Source organism: Parundibacterium terreum (genome assembly GCF_014636315.1).
In the GTDB taxonomy this organism is placed as follows: Bacteria; Pseudomonadota; Gammaproteobacteria; order Burkholderiales; family Burkholderiaceae_D; genus Undibacterium; species Undibacterium terreum.
Map to the genome: position 1 here is coordinate 619,809 of NZ_BMED01000001.1, position 16,237 is coordinate 636,045.

Annotated in this window: 16 protein-coding genes; 5 read left to right on the forward strand and 11 right to left on the reverse strand. The window is 56.8% G+C overall.

Annotated elements, in window-relative coordinates:
• The first annotated feature begins 17 nt into the window (after positions 1-17).
• Together IEW12_RS02900 and IEW12_RS02905 are read left to right on the forward strand one after the other, a co-directional pair.
• Positions 18-3,302 (forward strand): carboxyl transferase domain-containing protein, encoded by a 3,285-nt coding sequence (locus tag IEW12_RS02900; protein WP_188564472.1) that lies wholly within the window; start codon positions 18-20, stop codon positions 3,300-3,302.
• Positions 3,303-3,543: 241 nt separating this feature from the next.
• Entirely contained in the window at positions 3,544-4,119 is a 576-nt protein-coding gene (locus IEW12_RS02905) for a PEP-CTERM sorting domain-containing protein (protein ID WP_188564473.1), read from the forward strand.
• 80 nt (positions 4,120-4,199) lie between these two features.
• Here the strand turns inward: IEW12_RS02905 and IEW12_RS02910 are convergent, their stop codons facing one another.
• From IEW12_RS02910 to IEW12_RS02920, 3 genes are all read right to left on the reverse strand, one after another.
• The gene (locus IEW12_RS02910; RefSeq protein ID WP_229750880.1) at positions 4,200-4,574 is read right to left on the reverse strand and encodes a chaperone modulator CbpM; all 375 of its coding nucleotides are present in this window, start codon (positions 4,572-4,574) and stop codon (positions 4,200-4,202) included.
• Entirely contained in the window at positions 4,571-5,563 is a 993-nt protein-coding gene (locus tag IEW12_RS02915; protein ID WP_188564474.1) for a DnaJ C-terminal domain-containing protein, read from the reverse strand. Before IEW12_RS02915 ends, IEW12_RS02910 begins: the two co-directional genes overlap by 4 nt.
• Before the next feature lie 199 nt (positions 5,564-5,762).
• Positions 5,763-6,308, reverse strand: coding sequence for a ferritin-like domain-containing protein (locus tag IEW12_RS02920; protein ID WP_188564475.1), 546 nt, complete (start codon positions 6,306-6,308; stop codon positions 5,763-5,765).
• Between the two features lie 364 nt (positions 6,309-6,672).
• On the opposite strand from IEW12_RS02920, the gene asd reads away from it, so the two are divergent.
• On the forward strand, positions 6,673-7,533 hold the full coding sequence (asd, locus tag IEW12_RS02925) for an archaetidylserine decarboxylase (protein WP_188564476.1): 861 nt from the start codon (positions 6,673-6,675) through the stop codon (positions 7,531-7,533).
• Positions 7,534-7,617: 84 nt separating this feature from the next.
• Here the strand turns inward: asd and IEW12_RS02930 are convergent, their stop codons facing one another.
• Complete coding sequence (locus tag IEW12_RS02930; RefSeq protein ID WP_188564477.1) at positions 7,618-8,286, reverse strand: purine nucleoside phosphorylase YfiH/LACC1 family protein; 669 nt, start codon at positions 8,284-8,286, stop codon at positions 7,618-7,620.
• Positions 8,287-8,489: 203 nt separating this feature from the next.
• Between IEW12_RS02930 and IEW12_RS02935 the strand changes: the two genes are divergently transcribed.
• Entirely contained in the window at positions 8,490-9,470 is a 981-nt protein-coding gene (locus tag IEW12_RS02935; RefSeq protein ID WP_188564478.1) for an aldo/keto reductase, read from the forward strand.
• On the opposite strand, the gene IEW12_RS02940 is transcribed toward IEW12_RS02935, so the two are convergent.
• The 6 genes from IEW12_RS02940 to IEW12_RS02965 are packed head-to-tail and all read right to left on the reverse strand — an operon-like array spanning position 9,437 to position 13,698.
• Complete coding sequence (locus tag IEW12_RS02940; protein WP_188564479.1) at positions 9,437-10,141, reverse strand: aquaporin; 705 nt, start codon at positions 10,139-10,141, stop codon at positions 9,437-9,439. The two genes, IEW12_RS02935 and IEW12_RS02940, sit on opposite strands and share 34 nt — an antisense overlap.
• Entirely contained in the window at positions 10,138-10,638 is a 501-nt protein-coding gene (locus IEW12_RS02945) for an arsenate reductase ArsC (RefSeq protein WP_188564480.1), read from the reverse strand. The genes IEW12_RS02940 and IEW12_RS02945 overlap by 4 nt, the downstream gene beginning before the upstream one ends.
• A 13-nt stretch (positions 10,639-10,651) precedes the next feature.
• Entirely contained in the window at positions 10,652-11,116 is a 465-nt protein-coding gene (locus IEW12_RS02950) for an ArsI/CadI family heavy metal resistance metalloenzyme (protein WP_188564481.1), read from the reverse strand.
• Positions 11,113-11,451 carry an ArsR/SmtB family transcription factor gene (locus tag IEW12_RS02955; protein WP_188564482.1) on the reverse strand — a complete coding sequence of 113 codons (339 nt, stop codon included), beginning with the start codon at positions 11,449-11,451 and terminating at the stop codon, positions 11,113-11,115. The genes IEW12_RS02950 and IEW12_RS02955 overlap by 4 nt, the downstream gene beginning before the upstream one ends.
• A gap of 57 nt (positions 11,452-11,508) precedes the next feature.
• Positions 11,509-12,777 (reverse strand): tetratricopeptide repeat protein, encoded by a 1,269-nt coding sequence (locus IEW12_RS02960; RefSeq protein ID WP_188564483.1) that lies wholly within the window; start codon positions 12,775-12,777, stop codon positions 11,509-11,511.
• 15 nt (positions 12,778-12,792) lie between these two features.
• Positions 12,793-13,698, reverse strand: a complete 906-nt coding sequence (locus IEW12_RS02965) for a crotonase/enoyl-CoA hydratase family protein (RefSeq protein ID WP_188564484.1) — start codon at positions 13,696-13,698, stop codon at positions 12,793-12,795.
• Positions 13,699-13,897: 199 nt separating this feature from the next.
• On the opposite strand from IEW12_RS02965, the gene IEW12_RS02970 reads away from it, so the two are divergent.
• Entirely contained in the window at positions 13,898-14,380 is a 483-nt protein-coding gene (locus tag IEW12_RS02970; RefSeq protein WP_188564485.1) for a RidA family protein, read from the forward strand.
• Between the two features lie 7 nt (positions 14,381-14,387).
• Here the strand turns inward: IEW12_RS02970 and IEW12_RS29055 are convergent, their stop codons facing one another.
• Entirely contained in the window at positions 14,388-16,040 is a 1,653-nt protein-coding gene (locus tag IEW12_RS29055; protein WP_308789111.1) for a methyl-accepting chemotaxis protein, read from the reverse strand.
• Between the last annotated feature and the right edge of the window lie 197 nt (positions 16,041-16,237).

Below are 16,237 nucleotides of genomic sequence, written 5' to 3' on the forward strand. Positions count from 1 at the left end.
AAAGCCGAAGGAATAACGTGTTCAACAAAATACTGATCGCCAATCGCGGTGAAATCGCTCTGCGTATACTGCGCGCCGCGCGCGACCTGGGCATAGCCAGCGTTGCCGTCTATGCGCAGGACGATGCCCATGCACTGCACGTGGCGAGCGCAGATCAGGCCATTGCGCTCAATGCCACCGGCGCCGCTGCCTATCTGGATGTCGCGAGGCTGATCAGCATCGCACAGGAAACCGGCTGCGACGCCATCCACCCCGGTTACGGCTTTCTCAGCGAACGCGCCGATTTTGCGCAAGCTTGCGCGGATGCAGGCATACGCTTCATCGGCCCCGATGCGGCCCACCTGGATATTTTCGGCGACAAGGCCAAGGCGCGCGAACTGGCACAGCAATGCAAGGTTCCGCTGATACCGGGCACCGGCGCCGTCACGCTGGAACAGGCACAGGCGTTCTTTGCAGCTCTTCCTGCCGGTAACGGCGCAATGATCAAGGCCATAGGTGGAGGCGGCGGACGCGGCATGCGTGTGGTGCAGGATGCGGCAGAGCTACCGGCTGCCTACGCGCGCTGCGTGTCTGAGGCACATGCGGCATTTGGCGTGGACAGCGTCTATCTGGAACGCCTGATCACGCATGCGCGGCATATAGAGATACAGATCGCAGGCGATGGCGATCAGGTCATGGCATTGGGCGACCGTGAATGCACCTTGCAAAGGCGCTTCCAAAAACTGGTGGAAATTGCGCCCAGCCCTACGCTGTCTGCGGAGCTTCGCCGCCGCATCACCGATGCGGCATTGGAGCTGGCGCGCCAGGTCCGCTACCGCAGCCTGGGAACTTTTGAGTTCCTCGTGGACGACAGCTCCGGCGACCTGCCCTTCGTTTTCATCGAAGCCAATCCCCGCCTGCAGGTAGAGCACACGGTAACGGAAGAAGTCACCGGCATCGACCTGGTGCAACTACAGATACGGATTGCCGCCGGCGATTCGTTGGCCGATTGCGGTCTTGACCCGTCTGCACCGCCACAACAGCAAGGCTTCGCGATGCAATTGCGCATCAATGCAGAAACTGTCGATGCCCAGGGCAATGCCTTTGCTTCCGGCGGCAGCCTGGAGCATTTCGACCTGCCTTCCGGCCCCGGCGTGCGGGTGGATACGCACGGCTATGCTGGCTACGCACCGTCTCCCCATTACGATACCCTGCTGGCCAAGCTGATCGTCAGCAGCCGCAGCCCGCAGTTTAGCGATCTCGTGCGCCGCGCGCGCCGGGTGCTGGACGAATGCCGCATCACAGGTATGGACACCAACCTGCCCCTGCTGAGGGCGCTGGCAGCACGGCCCGAGTTTGCTCCGCATGAAGTGCATACCCGTTTTGTTGAGCAGCATTTGCCGGAGCTATTGCAGGCCGCCGCAAAAATGACAGACAAGCACGGCCCTACGCCTGCAGCAAAAAAGCTGACGGCCACGGCCTTGCAGCAGGAAGATTTTGACGACACCCTCATCACCTCACGTTCACCGATGCCCGCCAAGCTGGTACAGATTGCCGTCAAGGTGGGAGATACGGTCACGGCAAGGACCCAGCTTGCGGTGATAGAAGCAATGAAGATGGAGCATGTGGTGCTGGCGGAAAGCGCTGGCCGCATACTGGAAATCCGTGTGCAAGCCGGCGAATTCCTGTCGCAAGGCCAGGTCCTGATCCTGCTGGAACCGGTGGATGCAGAAGCCGCATCCCATTCGGAAGAACGCCAGGCAGACATAGAACATATCAGGCCGGACCTGCAAAAGATCATAGATCGGCACGCATACACATTGGATATCAATCGGCCTGCCGCCGTGGACAAGCGCCACGCCCAGGGCGGCCGCACCGCCCGTGAAAACATTGCCGACCTGTGCGACGACGGCAGCTTTATCGAATACGGCGCGCTGGCCATTGCAGCGCAGACCCGCCGCCGCACTATCGAAGACCTGATCGCCAATACCCCGGCAGACGGCATGGTCACCGGCCTGGGCAGCATCAATGGCGCATTGTTCGGCGCGGAAAAATCGCGCTGCGCCGTACTGGCCTACGACTATACCGTGCTGGCCGGCACCCAGGGCATGCGCAACCACCACAAGACCGATCGCCTGCTGGCGCTGGCGCACCAGCTCAAGGTACCGGTGGTGCTGTTTGCCGAAGGTGGCGGTGGCCGCCCCGGCGATACCGACATGCCCATCGTTGCCGGGCTGAACAATCATACCTTCAGCCAGTTTGCGGCACTGTCCGGCAAGGTGCCGGTAGTGGGCATCGTGCATGGCCGCTGCTTCGCGGGCAACGCCGCATTGCTGGGATGCAGCGACGTCATCATCGCCACCGCCAGCAGCAATATCGGCATGAGCGGCCCGGCCATGATAGAAGGCGGCGGGCTGGGAACCTACAGGCCGGAAGAGATCGGCCCCAGCAACGTACAGACGGCCAACGGCGTGATCGACATCCTGGTACCGGATGAGGCGCACGCGGTAAAAGCCGCCAAGCAATACCTGTCTTATTTCCAGGGCCGCACGACCGAATGGGAATGTGCAGACCAGCGCCTGCTGCGCAACGCCATCCCGGAAAACCGCCTGCGCGTGTATGACGTACGCAAGGTCATGCAGGCCCTGGTGGATACCGGCTCACAGTTAGAGGTACGGGCAGGCTTCGGCGCCGGCCTGATCACCGCGCTGGCCCGCATAGAAGGCCGGCCGGTAGGCATCGTCGCCAACAACCCCAAGCACCTGGGTGGCGCCATCGACGTGGAAGCAGCCGACAAGGCCGCCCGCTTCATGCAGCTCTGTAATGCTCACGGCCTGCCCATCGTATCACTGACAGATACGCCCGGCTTCATGGTCGGCCCGGACATAGAAGCCCAGGCCCAGGTCCGCCATGTATGCCGCATGTTCGTCATCGCCGCCCACCTGCGCGTGCCCTACTTCACCGTCGTGCTGCGCAAAGGCTACGGCCTGGGCGCACAAGCGATGGCAGCCGGCGGCTTTGATGCACCCGTCTTCACCGTCTCCTGGCCGACCGGCGAATTCGGCGCGATGGGCCTGGAAGGCGCAGTCCGCCTGGGCTACAAGAAAGAACTGGAAGCCGCCCCCACCGACGAAGAACGAGACGCGCTGTTCAGGAAACTGGTAGCCCAGCAATACAAAAACGGCGAAGCCACCAATATGGCAGCCACGCTGGAAATAGACGCAGTGATCGACCCCGCCGACACCCGCGCCTGGCTGGTGCGCGGCTTGCAGAGTGCGAAGGAAGTTGTGAATGACGGGAGCTTGTTTGTGGATACCTGGTAAAGGCAAAGGAGTGAAGCGCGCGCTACTGTTCATGCAATTAAACGAAAGCATTCTCCCCTTGCCAAGCGGCAAAAACATATCAACATCTTCAGGAAAGCAAAGTACCGCTCAATGAAAGCATATGTTGCAAAAAAAATATTGCACATATGTTAATTAGTATGCAAAAATGCAATTTCCATGTTAATTCATTGGAAACTTATTTTGTATCTAAAGATATGAATTTACCTTAAAGGAATAGAGAATGCCTCGTATCATCAAGCTTATTTTCGCCTCCCTTGCTACGGTATTAATATGTAGTTCTGCTCACGCCAGCCTGGACTGGAACTTGACGCTCAATAAATCGAACCTGGGCACGCTGTCGGCAACTGAAAACGTATACGCGCAGGCGACCCTCTACAATCTGGCAAGTTCGACCGAATCTCTCGATCTATCTTTGCCGCACGGATTTGGACTTTATGCAGTAAAGCACGATGGTATTTCCGACTACCAATACAATGAGGGATTTGGACACGACGACGTTTTTCCATGGCTCGACTGGAGTACTGCGATGGGAAAGATCGTGCTTGCGCCAGGAGAATCGAAGACTTTTGATTTCTTTTGGCTATGGTCTTCAAGTCCTGACGGGATCGAACAGGGAGCCTACTCCATACAGGCGGAGATGTGTTTAGGATCGGGCTTTGGTTGCTCAGGATTAGACACGCGTACTGTTACGTTGAATTGGGACGTTGCCGCGGTCCCGGAACCATCGGCCCCAGCCCTCCTCCTGTTGGGAGTGGGATTGATTGTAATTTCCATGCGTAGACGACGCGCTTGGTAAACGAAAGCCAAGAGATTTCCCGTGCTATCGCAATGACATTGCAATAAAGGCTAACTTGGACAGTCTCCCAGTTCTGTCGCTTAAGCCTCGCCCGCTATATCGGAAGACAGTTTTCCATGCATGAGCTGCGCCTGGGCGGCGCTGAGTTGGGTTTCCAGTTCCTGGATGCGTTGCAGCAGGCGCACGGCGACGCCAAGGCCCGCAGGGTCCAGTTCAAAATCGTCCCGCAGGCGCCTGGCGGTTCTTGCGATGACCAGATAGTGTTGCTGGAAGAGCAGGTTGCCATCGGCGGTGGAGTTTGCAGTGATCAAGCCCATTTCCACCAGGTGATCCAGTTCGGCGGCGGACAAGCCGGATAAGCTGACGAGTTCTTCGATGGAACAGAAGCTGGTTTCGTTCAGCCAAACGGCATCCACTTTTTCCACTGTGTGTATTGTCGTTCCGGATGCCATCATGCACCTCCCGATTGAAATTTTGCGTAATGCGCGCGCGGATTGAAGGTGGATTGCGCAGCCAGTTTTTCGTATAGCTGGCGCTCTTCCGCCGTGACTTCCCTCGGGACGTCGATGCGCACCACCGCATACAGATCGCCCATGCTGCCGTCTGCCTTGGGCAGGCCTCGCCTTGCGAGGCGCAGGCGGCGGGCATTGACGGTGTTTGCGGGGATATTCATTTCTACGGTGCCGCCCAGCGTGGGTATGTTGACGCTCGCTCCCAGCAACGCTTCCCACGGTGCCAGTGGCAGGTCCATGTACAGGTCCCTGCCGTCGATGCGGTATAGCGGATGCGGAAGGATACGCAGCACGATATACAGGTCACCCTGTTTGCCGCCATGCATGCCTGGGCCGCCCTTGCCTGCCAGACGCAGGCGCTGGCCGTCTTCCGCGCCCTTGGGCACCTTGACCCGAAAGGTTTTCGGGACGCGATGTACCAGCCCTTGCGCATCGTGTTCCGGCAGATTGACGCTGACATCGATTTCCGTGCCAGCGTAAAGCTGCTCCAGCGTGACCGGTTCTTCAATCTCAAAGTCTTGCCCATCCTGCGGCCATTGTTGACGTGAAAATCCGCCTGCGTGAGCGCCGCCACCCTTGCGGGCCGCAGCAAAGGCCGCCATCAGGTCTGCCATATCCACGTCTTCGAAGGATGCACCGCCATTGAAATTATCGGTGCCATGGCCGCCGCCAGGTTGCTGAGCAAATCCTCCGCGCGGGGCAAACTCTTCGCCGTCTTTGTGGATGCCCAGCTGATCGTATTCTGCGCGCTTTTCTTCGTCTTTCAGCACGCGATAGGCTTCGGCAACTTCCTTGAACTTGCTCTCCCCTTCGGCGTCCTTGGAGATATCCGGATGGTATTTGTGTGCAAGCTTGCGGTAAGCCTGCTTGATCTCGGCCTGGGTAGCCGTTCTATCCACTCCCAGGGCAGCATAGTAGTCGGTGTATTTCATAGATCCCGTGCGTTCTGTACGTTGACTGTCGGAGTCCTGTTTTGCCTCGCTAGATTACATACTAGGCGTTTTGTATTGATGCCGCAAAAAATATGGGTAGACATAGCAGACCGGCCCTTACAGCAATGCAATAAGGGCCGGTTGCGCGTCTCTGGCGGCGGCATCAACAGCGGCTGGAACTGCGCCTAAGTCTATATGCCTAGGAAAGAAAATCCTTCATGTCATCCGCATGCTCCTCTTCCACGGCCATGATGCCGATCAGCATTTGACGTGTTGTTGGATCGGAGTCGCCGATTTTTTCTATCATCTGGCGATAGGATTCTATTGCCACCCGCTCGGCGATCAGGTTGGCACGCACCATCGCTTGCACGTCGCTGGAATCGTCATATTCTGCGTGGCTGCGCTCAGTCAGCGAAGCGGGATTAAAGTCTGGCTCGCCGTTCAGTTGCACGATGCGCTCGGCGATCTGGTCAGCATGGCCTTCTTCTTCCTGCGCGTGCTGCAGGAACTCAGCCTTGACGGCAATGTTCTCGCGGCCCGTCACGGTAAAGTAATGGCGCTTGTAACGCATCACGCAGACCAATTCGGTCGCTAACGCGCCGTTCAAGAGGTCGATAATCTCCTGGCGATTGCCCTGGTAGCCTGCAGTCACCGCCCCATCATCCAGGTTTTTCGCTGCAGCACGTATGGCGGCAGTATCAATGGATGATTTGGCTTTGGACTGGGATGGTTGATTTGAGCTCATGATTTTCCTTCTTTCTGTGTTTAGTCGGACTAGCTTTGTATTTATAAACGTCCCAGTCGCTGGCTTCGGTGCGCCGCTTCACACAAGAACCGAGCTTACCCACATATACTGTTAACAATGCTGTGGATAACCCAAGCCGGCATACGCCAAGCGATTGATTTAAAAGGGAATTGATGTACTGATTAAAATTGAGGCAGGAAAACCGCATCTGCCCGGCAGCCCCAATACCACCGCAACTTGCACATGCAGTCGCCGATAAATGCATGTTGCAGCGCGATAATGTTGTTAGTACTTAATTTAGGCTTCGATTTGCACAGACTCACCGTTATAATCCCCACCTGTCTTTAAAAAGGGTATTTTTATCGTGTCCGATCGTCTTGCCGTATTGCCGCAGTACCTGATGCCTAAAAAGGCGATGACCTCTTTTGGCTCCCTGATTGCCGATGCACGGGCAGGCAATATCACGACCGGCATCATCCGTCGCTTTGTCCGGAAATATAAGGTCAATATGGACGAAGCTGCGAACCCGGACATCACCAGCTATACCAGCTTCAATGATTTCTTTACCCGCGCATTGCGCGAAGGCGCCCGCCCGCTGGCGGCAGCGCCCTTCGTCTGCCCGGTGGATGGCGCCATCAGCCAGTTCGGCGCGATACAGCAAGACCAGATCTTCCAGGCCAAGGGCCATCAATACTCCACCACGGCGCTGGTAGGCGGCGACCGCACGTTGGCAGCCCAGTACGAAAACGGAAGCTTTGCCACGATCTACCTGAGCCCCAAGGATTACCATCGCATCCATATGCCTTGCGATGGCCGCCTGACGCGGATGATTTATGTACCGGGTGAGCTATTCTCCGTCAATCCGACCACCGCACGCGGCGTGCCCGGCCTGTTTGCGCGCAATGAGCGCGTGGTCTGCGTATTTGAATCGGAGCATGGTCCGTTTGTGCTGACATTGGTCGGCGCGACTATTGTCGGCAGCATGGCAACGGTATGGCACGGCGTGGTCAACCCGCCGCGTACCCGCGACATCCGCGAATGGAAATATGAAGACCAGAACATCGTCCTAAAAAAAGGCGAAGAGATGGGCCGCTTCCTGCTGGGCTCCACGGTTGTGCTGCTATTCCCGAAAGACACGGTAAGCTTCAATCCTTCATGGGAACCTGCAGGTGCAGTGCGCATGGGTGAAACCATGGGTGAGCTGCCGAAAAAAACACCCGTTTGATAAAAGTACTTTGAGCTCTCCAGGAGTTTGTTGCGAACCTCCGGCAGGATACCGCAACAGCTCCAGCTCATTTCCCCAAAATTGCTAAGGCAAGATCATCGCACCTGAATGCAGTTGCGGCCCGCGGTCCCCACGCCTGTAACTCCTGAACAAAAAATCGCCTTGCGCATCGCGCGTGCACGAAGTACACAGCTTCAGGTTGTCCACCTCGCCTATGCCTATCTTGCACAGTTCCGCCTCTGCTACTGCATGCAGCTCCAGGTGACGGTAGCGCGGAACAACTGCCTCCGCCGCCTGTGTATGAAAATGTGCAACAAACTCAGCCGCAAGCTCTTCGCTCACTTCGTAACAGCAGGAACCTATGGTGGGGCCGACCGCAGCGACCCACTGCTGGGGATCTTCGCCATTCTCTTTCAAGCGTTCCGCCAGCGTATCGACAATGCCGCCTATCAGCCCGCGCCATCCGGCATGCACCGCCGCCACTTTCTTGCCATCGCGCCGCGCCAGCACGATGGGCACGCAATCGGCCGTAATCACACTGATGGGAATGCCGGGCACCGCTGAAAACAGGCCGTCTGCATCGCCGCACTCCTGATTCATTTGCAGCACTTCTGCGACTTGCTTGCCGTGTGTCTGTTTCTTTTCCGGCTTGCCCTGCCATGCATCCTTAAAAACCTGGGGAACCAATTCGCTTGCGGTTCCAAACCCATGCACGATGCCGGGAACTGAAAGTAGTAACTTGCTGGTGATCAAAATAACTCCGCTTAAATCTATTTATTCAAACTTATCTATTCACATTGCGATGCCGGCGCATCCTGCCTTGGCTAGCCGGCTCAGGTGCCCCACTGTAGTGGGCTTTACTTGCATCGTCAATGCCACCTGCTACAAAAGTGGCGCCAGCAAGGAAGATGGAATTTGTGTACAGTAAGCCTTCCATTTCATTGCAAAGGCCCAGCATGCAATACACCAAACTCGGCAATACCGGTACCGACATCTCTCGCCTCTGTCTCGGCTGCATGACCTACGGCGTGCCCGAGCGCGGCACGCATCCGTGGACCATGCCCGAAGAACCTAGCCGCCCCCTGATCAAGCAGGCACTGGACCTGGGCATCAATTTTTTTGATACGGCCAACATCTATTCCGACGGCACCAGCGAAGAAATCGTCGGCCGCGCCTTGAAGGATTACGCCAATCGCGACAGCATTGTGGTTGCGACCAAGGTGCATGGCCGCATGCGTGCCGGACCTAACGGCGCCGGACTTTCCCGCAAAGCCATCATGCAGGCGATAGACGCCAGCCTGAAGCGCTTGAACATGGATTATGTGGACCTGTACCAGATCCATCGCTGGGACTACGCCACGCCGATAGAAGAAACGCTGGAAGCGCTGCACGACCTGATCAAGGCCGGCAAGGTGCGCTACATAGGTGCATCGTCAATGTATGCGTGGCAGTTTTCTAAGGCGCTGCATCTGGCGGAAAAACACAATTGGACCCGCTTCATCACGATGCAGAATCACTACAACCTGATCAACCGCGAGGAAGAGCGCGAGATGCTGCCGCTATGCGCCTCAGAGAAAATAGGCGTCTTGCCGTGGAGCCCTCTGGCCCGCGGCCGCCTGACGCGCGATTGGGATGAGAAAACGGCGCGCACCGAGAGCGATGAATTCGGCAAGGGCCTGTACACCAAAACGGTAGAATCGGACCGTGCCATCGTGGAACGCGTTGCGCAGATCGCCAGCCAGCGCGGTGTGCCGCGCGCGCAGATTGCGATGGCCTGGCTGCTCAGCAAGAGCGCCGTTACCTCCCCCATCATAGGCGCATCCAAACCACAGCATCTGGAAGACGCTGTGGCGGCACTGGAAATCAAACTCAGCAGCGAAGAGATTGCAGCGCTGGAAGCGCCCTATGTACCGCACCCGGTAGTGGGCTTTTCCTGATACTGCACTACTGGATACAGCCAGCCGAATAGCAGGGTGGCAGCGGCGGCTCCCAGCAATTGCGCGATGATAAAGCCCGGTGTATCTGCCGGGCGTATTCCCGCAAACGTATTGCTGGCAGCGCGCGCCAAGGTCACCGCCGGGTTGGCGAATGAAGTGGAAGCGGTAAACCAGTAGGCGGCAGTGATGTATGCGGCGACCGCGAACGGTACCGCATCCGGCTTTGTGCGCGAACTGCCGATGATCACCGCCAGCAAACCGAAGCTGGCGACAAACTCACTCCAGCATTGCGCCATTCCGCTGCGCACGTGCTCCGAGGCGAAGAAAACCGGCTCTCCAAACATCAAGTGCGCCGCGGCGACACCGGCAAAAGCCCCGGCAAGCTGCGCGGCAATATAGACGGGAACTTCGCGCCAAGGCATTTGCTTTTGCCATGCCATAGACAGCGTGACCAGTGGATTGAAATGCGCGCCGGAGACTCCAGAAAAAGCCAGTATCAATGCGATCAAGCCGGCACCGGTCGCAATCGCGTTGGCCAGCAAGGCGATTGCGGTATTTCCCGTCGCCAGCCGCTCACCCATGATGCCGGAGCCAACCACTACGGCGAGCAGGAATGCCGTACCCAGTCCCTCCGCGGTGACACGCCTCGCAAGACCAGACTCCACTCTCATACCGGCTTGTCGCCTATCGTCTTGATCTCATGGTGTATCGCATTTTTGTCCAGCAAATGGATGGGCAGGTTAACGAAGGTATTTATCCTGGCCAGTATCTGCCGGTATATCTTGACGAAAGCGGCCCGTTTTTGTTCATCGCTGCCCTGCACCGCAGCCGGATCTTCAAAACCCCAGTGCGCCGATAGCGGATGTCCCGGCCAGATAGGACAGACTTCACCGGCAGCATCGTCGCAAACAGTGATGATGAAATCCATCTGCGGTGCATCCGGCAAAGAGAATTCCTCCCAGCTCTTGCTGCGCAGCCTGTCCAGCGGATAGCCGGTAGCCTGTATCTGCTCTATCGCAAAAGGATTGACCGTGCCTCCAGGAAAGCTGCCCGCGCTATAGCCCTGGAAACGTCCATGTCCCATTGTCGTTACCAATGCTTCGGCCATGATGCTGCGAGCGGAATTGCCCGTGCAAAGAAATAGTACATTGTAGATTTTATCGCTCATGATATTCCTTCGCTTAGCAGCATGCTGAGGCTGAACCGGTTTTCGGTACGCAACAAGCCGAGCCAGTCAATTTCGTTTCACCATTCTGCTGAGCTATTTCAGCGCCGCCAAACACGGGGATGCTGTCCAGCGAATGAAAGGTTTCCCAGGCAATGCCGGAAGGATCGGTGAGCCAGTATTTATCCGATTTGGCATAGCAGCAGGAGACGCCCTCCTCCATCTGCACACCGGGTTGCAGGGATTCCAGCCGCGATTGCATATGCTTCAGTTCATTATCCGATTCGACCTGTATCCCCAGGTGATTCAACCCCGGCTGCGCGCCGCGCTGAGAAATGGCGAAGTTCATGCGCGGATCCTCCAGCATCCATTTGGCATAGTCGGTTTTTGAGACGCTGGGCTCGGAGGCGAACATCGAAGAATAAAAGCGTACGCTGTCGGCGAGATTATCGACCGAGATATGCACATGTAATCGTTTCATGATTTTAGCTCCTCTTCATTACAGCAGGTGATGGCGGCAGGTCCACAGGAATTGCCACCGCAACAGTTTTCAGTCAGGTAGCCGAGCAGGGAATTCATCGTCGTAAAGTTTGCGCTGTAGATGATGGAACGCCCCTGCTGGTTTGCAATCACCATGTCCGCATGCGACAGTTCTTTCAGATGAAAGGATAGCGATGACGGTGCCAGGCCGAGATGTTCGGCAATTTTGCTGGCGGCAAGCCCTTCCGGCCCGGCTTGCACCAATAGCCGGAAGACCGCCAGGCGAGAATCCTGGGCCAATGCCGCGAGGGCTGTAATTGCATTTTTTGTTTCCATATTTCCATAATAGTCGAAATATAGAAATAAATGAAGATTTTTACTCGTTTTTTATCTTCACATCGTTTGGCATAGCACCAGCCAGGCTTGTACCGGCTGCCCACCCTCCAGCCGGGCAGGCAGACTAGCCATTGCCTCCACGGCAAAGCCGGACTGACCGGCAAGCCGCTTGAGATAAGCTGCAGCGTGCGCATAACGGCCACTGGGATTCAGGCGATAGTCTTCCGTGCCGCAGCCATCATTTTTTGGCAGCGCATCCAGCGATTCGGCGGAAAAGGCGAAATAACCTCCGGGCTTCAGCAAGCCCCGTGCCCGCTGGAATACCCGATCTAGTTTGCCTATATAGATGAATACATCGGCAGAGGTGATCACGTCATACACAGCACCAACTTCAGCTTCAACGTCCATCATTGCCTGCAACTCGGATTGCTCCAAGCGTGCATAGACGCCGCGTGTCCGCGCCTTCTCCAGCATCTTTGGAGACAGGTCAACCCCAACTACATAATGCGCAAAAGGGGCTATCGCAGCGCCGACCAGGCCGGTTCCACACCCCAGGTCGAGCACGGCCCACTGCCGACTGCTTGGTTTGGCATGCTGCTTCAGCATCTCGACCAGGCGTTGCGGTGTGTCGTATTGCAACTGTTGCACCAAGTGGCGGTCGAATTCTTCTGCGTTGCCATCGAAAATGCTGGTCACATACTCGTCAGGAGCGCGCTCGGATGCGGCGCCGCTCAGCAAGGCCACATAATGCTGTGCAAGCCCGTTGCCGGGTTGCAGCCGCAATACTTCGCGAAAACTGGCCAGCGCCTCACGCGGCCTGCCCAATTGTTTTTCTGCAATCGCCTTGTTGTAATGCGCATCGGCAAAATCCGGCTTCAGATCCAGTGCTTGCGAAAAGCGCTGCAACGCAGCTTCCCAATCACCCTGCCCGCTCATTGCCACGCCAAGATTGAAATAGCCAGGCGCATAATTCTTGTCTACATGAATGCCGAGGCTGAAGGCGATCATCGCATCCTGATGCCGTCCCGCCGCCCGTAGCGCAGATCCCATATTATTGTAGTAGATCGCAGGAACTGGGCGAGGCGCAGCATCAATCGCCTGCTGGATCAACTTGATCGCCTGGCGATGATCGCCGGCCTGATGCGCCATCACGCCGAGCAAATGCAAAGTATCGGCATGTGCCGGCTCGATGCTCAGGATATGCTCGTAAACTGACCTTGCCTGTTCCAGCTGCCCGGCCTCATGCAGCAAACGCGCAGACTCAAAAGCCGCATTGACATCGTAAGGCATGCTATCGCCGCTCATAAAATCCAGTCCCGCTGACATCGTTCATTGCTACTCTTACTTGTACGGCCGCTCAGGCCACCACGGAAAGAAGGAAGGCATATCCTGCGACACCTTGTTGGAGAATACTGCCGGCCGTTTTTCCAGGAAGGACATCACGCCTTCCTTGGCATCCGCCGCCGCGCCGCGCGAGTAGATGGAGCGGCTGTCTATCTTGTGCGCCTCCATAGGATGATCGGCGCCGGACATGCGCCACATCATCTGCCGCGTCAGAGCGATGGAAACCGGAGCGGTATTATTGACTATCTCCAGCGCCAGCGCACGTGCCGCACCCAGCAATTCCTCCGGCTTGTGCAGGCTGCGCACCAGGCCGCCGTCCAATGCCTCCTGTGCCGGCATCACACGCCCGGTATAAGTCCATTCCAATGCCTGGCTGATGCCAACCAGGCGCGGCAAAAACCAGCTTGAGCAGGCTTCCGGCGTAATGCCGCGCCGTGCAAATACAAAGCCCATGCGCGCATCTTCGGACGCCAACCGTATATCACAAGGCAGCACCATCGTAATGCCAATGCCGACTGCGGGACCATTGATCGCGGCGATGACGGGTTTCAGGCACTCATAGATGCGCAGCGTGACCCTGCCGCCGCCATCACGCACCAGTTCGCTGCTCCAGTCCATGCCGCCGTCAGCGGTGACAGGAGTGCCCTGCTTTTCCGGCCTGTCGCTGCGTTTCGCATAATCGAAAGTGGCAGCACCGCTGGATAAATCAGCCCCGGCGCAAAATGCGCGTCCGGCGCCGGTCAGGATGATGGCCCGCACTTCGTCATCTGCATCGGCATGGTCAAACGCGTCTATCAATTCCATCATCATCTTGCCGGTGAAAGCATTCAGCTTGTCGGGGCGGTTCAGAGTGATGGTCAGGATGTGATCGCTGATTTCGTATTTGATGGTTTCATAATTCATGCAGGGTCTCCTATCTCTTATTTATGCGGTTTGGCCAGCCGGCAGCCAAACCCGTTCGTCTTCGTTGCCGCAGATTTTATTACGCTCCATAGCGATAATACATGAGCTTTGGACAACATGAAGCGACTCCTGCCACCGGTGACGCAAATTGCTACAATGCCGAAGTGATTAGTTCGCAACGAACCCTGAAGGATTTCAAATGAAAATTGAAGAACGCCTGCATGCAATGGGGCTTAGCCTGCCGCCTGCTGTCACGCCGCCGCCCGGCGTGCTGCTGCCCTTCCAGTTTGTCCGTATAGTCGGCAACCGCGCCATCATCTCCGGCCATGGCCCGCAAAATCCGGATGGCTCGCTGGCCACGCCTTTGGGCAAGGTCGGCAAGGATCTCAGTGTTGAACAAGGCTATGCAGCTGCCCGCCTCACCGCACTGTCCATACTCGGCAGCCTGCAACGTGCGATAGGCGACCTGGACCGCATCAGCGCCTGGGTCAAGATATTGGGCATGGTCAATTCCGCCCCCGGTTTCAATCAGCAGCCGTCGGTGATCAATGGTTTCTCCGACCTGATCAATGAACTATATGGCCCCGAGATAGGCGCTCACGCGCGCAGCGCAGTCGGTCTGTATGAGCTGCCGTTCAATATTCCGGTGGAAATAGAGGGCGAAGTGGAGCTGAAAAACTAAAACGGCATCACGAAGCCTGCAACTTTCGTAGGCCACGCTTGCCCTGGGCGGCAAGCGTCAAGATATCCGGTTTGCTCATACCGCCTCTGCCGATAACAGCCGCATTCTCCACCGAAGCATCGAGCCGGAACTGGCTGACTGCCCTGTCCAGCACCAGAGTCTGCTCGCGCATATTGTGCGCCGTGGCCGTCGCCTGCTCAACCAGGGCCGCATTCTGATGGGTAATTTCGTCCATCTGTGCAATCGCAAGATTGACTTGTCCTATGCCCACCGTTTGCTCGCGGCTTACCGAATTGATCTCGGACATGATATCGGTGACCTGCTTGATCGACAGCAGGATCTCCTGCATCGTGCCGCCCGCTTTATCGGCCAGCCTTGTGCCATGATCTACCCGTTCGACCGAACTGCCGATCAGATCCTTGATCTCCTTTGCAGCAATTGCGCTGCGTTGTGCCAGATGGCGCACTTCAGTAGCAACCACGGCAAATCCGCGGCCCTGCGTACCGGCACGGGCTGCCTCAACGGCGGCGTTCAGCGCCAGTATATTGGTCTGGAAGGCGATGTCGTCTATCACACCGATAATGTCGACAATCTTGCGCGAGCTCTCGCGGATGGAACCCATGGTATGCACGACTTCACCCACCACTTGTCCGCCCTTGGTCGCCACCTCTGATGCAGACATCACCAGCAGGTTGGCCCTATCCGCATTACCGGCATTTTGATTGACGGCGGACGTCAGGCCCTGCATAGACCTTGCGGTTTCCTGCAGGGCCTTGTTTTGTGCAACGGTCCGTGCTGCCAGATTGTCATTGCCTACAGCGATCTCGTTGGATGCCGATGCAATACTGCCTGTGCCGGCATGGACTTGCGCAATAGCCACAATCAGGCTGCCATTCATATCGGACAAGGCGCCCAGCAATTGCCCGGCCTCATCCTTCCTGTCCACGCTGATCTTGCCGGTCAGATCGCCGGCCGCGACCCGCTTTGCCGCAGCAACCGCAATATCCAGCGGCCGCGTGATGGAGCGGGTAATAAAATAAGCAAACATGGCGCTGACCAGCAGTGCGAAAAAGCCAAATCCCAGCGCCAGTGAACGCGAATAAGAGATGCTCGCCTTGATGTCTTGCCCGTTGCCTGCCATTTCCACCTTCTGCAGGCTTATGATCTCGTTCATGATGCCCAGGACGGAATTCAGGGCGGGCTGGGCTACTGTAGTCATCAGTGCCACTGCATCATCACGCCGATCTTCCTCTATCAGGTCCGCCACCTTGGTATAGGCAGACACAAACGCCGCATGCGCAGCGACAAAATTCGACAAGGCCGCCTTCTCTTTTGCCGTCGTGGCCACCTTGGAGAACTGCAAAACCAGCCTGTCTATCTTTTTCCGGTTTTCATCAATGATCTTGTACTGCGCAATGCGCTCACTTTGCTCATTGCGGATAAACAGCTCTAGCGTGCGGCTGCCGTTTTCCTGAGTCAGCGCGTCAATCTCCAGTGCAGCAGAAGCGCCTATCCAGTTCTTGTCGATGATGGTGGTGTTTTTTGCATCGATCGCCCCCAGCCTCTGCACATTGGCGATGATCATTGCCAGCATCACCGCCATCAGGCTTCCAAATGCGATAGCCAGCCTTGCGCTGATTTTCAAGTTACTAAAGTTCATCGTTTTTCCTCGATTTTGGCGATTCTGCATGCGCAGGCGTGTCAAAGCACCTTGGGCACCTAGGACATCAAAGCTTGGTCGACGGAAAAGAGAAAAACTTACAGTACGTTAATATTTTATTCAACGTAGGAGCAAGGAGAATAAGTGAGGCAACAGCACACGTATTGCCATCCTCAATGGAAAACCAGGGCGGGCAG

Excerpts from the sequence above, each read along its gene's own strand:
- IEW12_RS02970 (WP_188564485.1), top strand. The coding sequence starts at position 13,898 with ATGAAAATTGAAGAACGCCTGCATGCAATGGGGCTTAGCCTGCCGCCT.
- IEW12_RS02950 (WP_188564481.1), bottom strand. The coding sequence starts at position 11,116 with ATGAAACGATTACATGTGCATATCTCGGTCGATAATCTCGCCGACAGC.
- IEW12_RS02965 (WP_188564484.1), bottom strand. The coding sequence starts at position 13,698 with ATGAATTATGAAACCATCAAATACGAAATCAGCGATCACATCCTGACC.
- IEW12_RS02905 (WP_188564473.1), top strand. The coding sequence starts at position 3,544 with ATGCCTCGTATCATCAAGCTTATTTTCGCCTCCCTTGCTACGGTATTA.
- IEW12_RS02915 (WP_188564474.1), bottom strand. The coding sequence starts at position 5,563 with ATGAAATACACCGACTACTATGCTGCCCTGGGAGTGGATAGAACGGCT.
- IEW12_RS02955 (WP_188564482.1), bottom strand. The coding sequence starts at position 11,451 with ATGGAAACAAAAAATGCAATTACAGCCCTCGCGGCATTGGCCCAGGAT.
- IEW12_RS02935 (WP_188564478.1), top strand. The coding sequence starts at position 8,490 with ATGCAATACACCAAACTCGGCAATACCGGTACCGACATCTCTCGCCTC.
- IEW12_RS02920 (WP_188564475.1), bottom strand. The coding sequence starts at position 6,308 with ATGAGCTCAAATCAACCATCCCAGTCCAAAGCCAAATCATCCATTGAT.
- IEW12_RS29055 (WP_308789111.1), bottom strand. The coding sequence starts at position 16,040 with ATGAACTTTAGTAACTTGAAAATCAGCGCAAGGCTGGCTATCGCATTT.
- IEW12_RS02910 (WP_229750880.1), bottom strand. The coding sequence starts at position 4,574 with ATGATGGCATCCGGAACGACAATACACACAGTGGAAAAAGTGGATGCC.
- IEW12_RS02940 (WP_188564479.1), bottom strand. The coding sequence starts at position 10,141 with ATGAGAGTGGAGTCTGGTCTTGCGAGGCGTGTCACCGCGGAGGGACTG.
- IEW12_RS02960 (WP_188564483.1), bottom strand. The coding sequence starts at position 12,777 with ATGTCAGCGGGACTGGATTTTATGAGCGGCGATAGCATGCCTTACGAT.
- IEW12_RS02945 (WP_188564480.1), bottom strand. The coding sequence starts at position 10,638 with ATGAGCGATAAAATCTACAATGTACTATTTCTTTGCACGGGCAATTCC.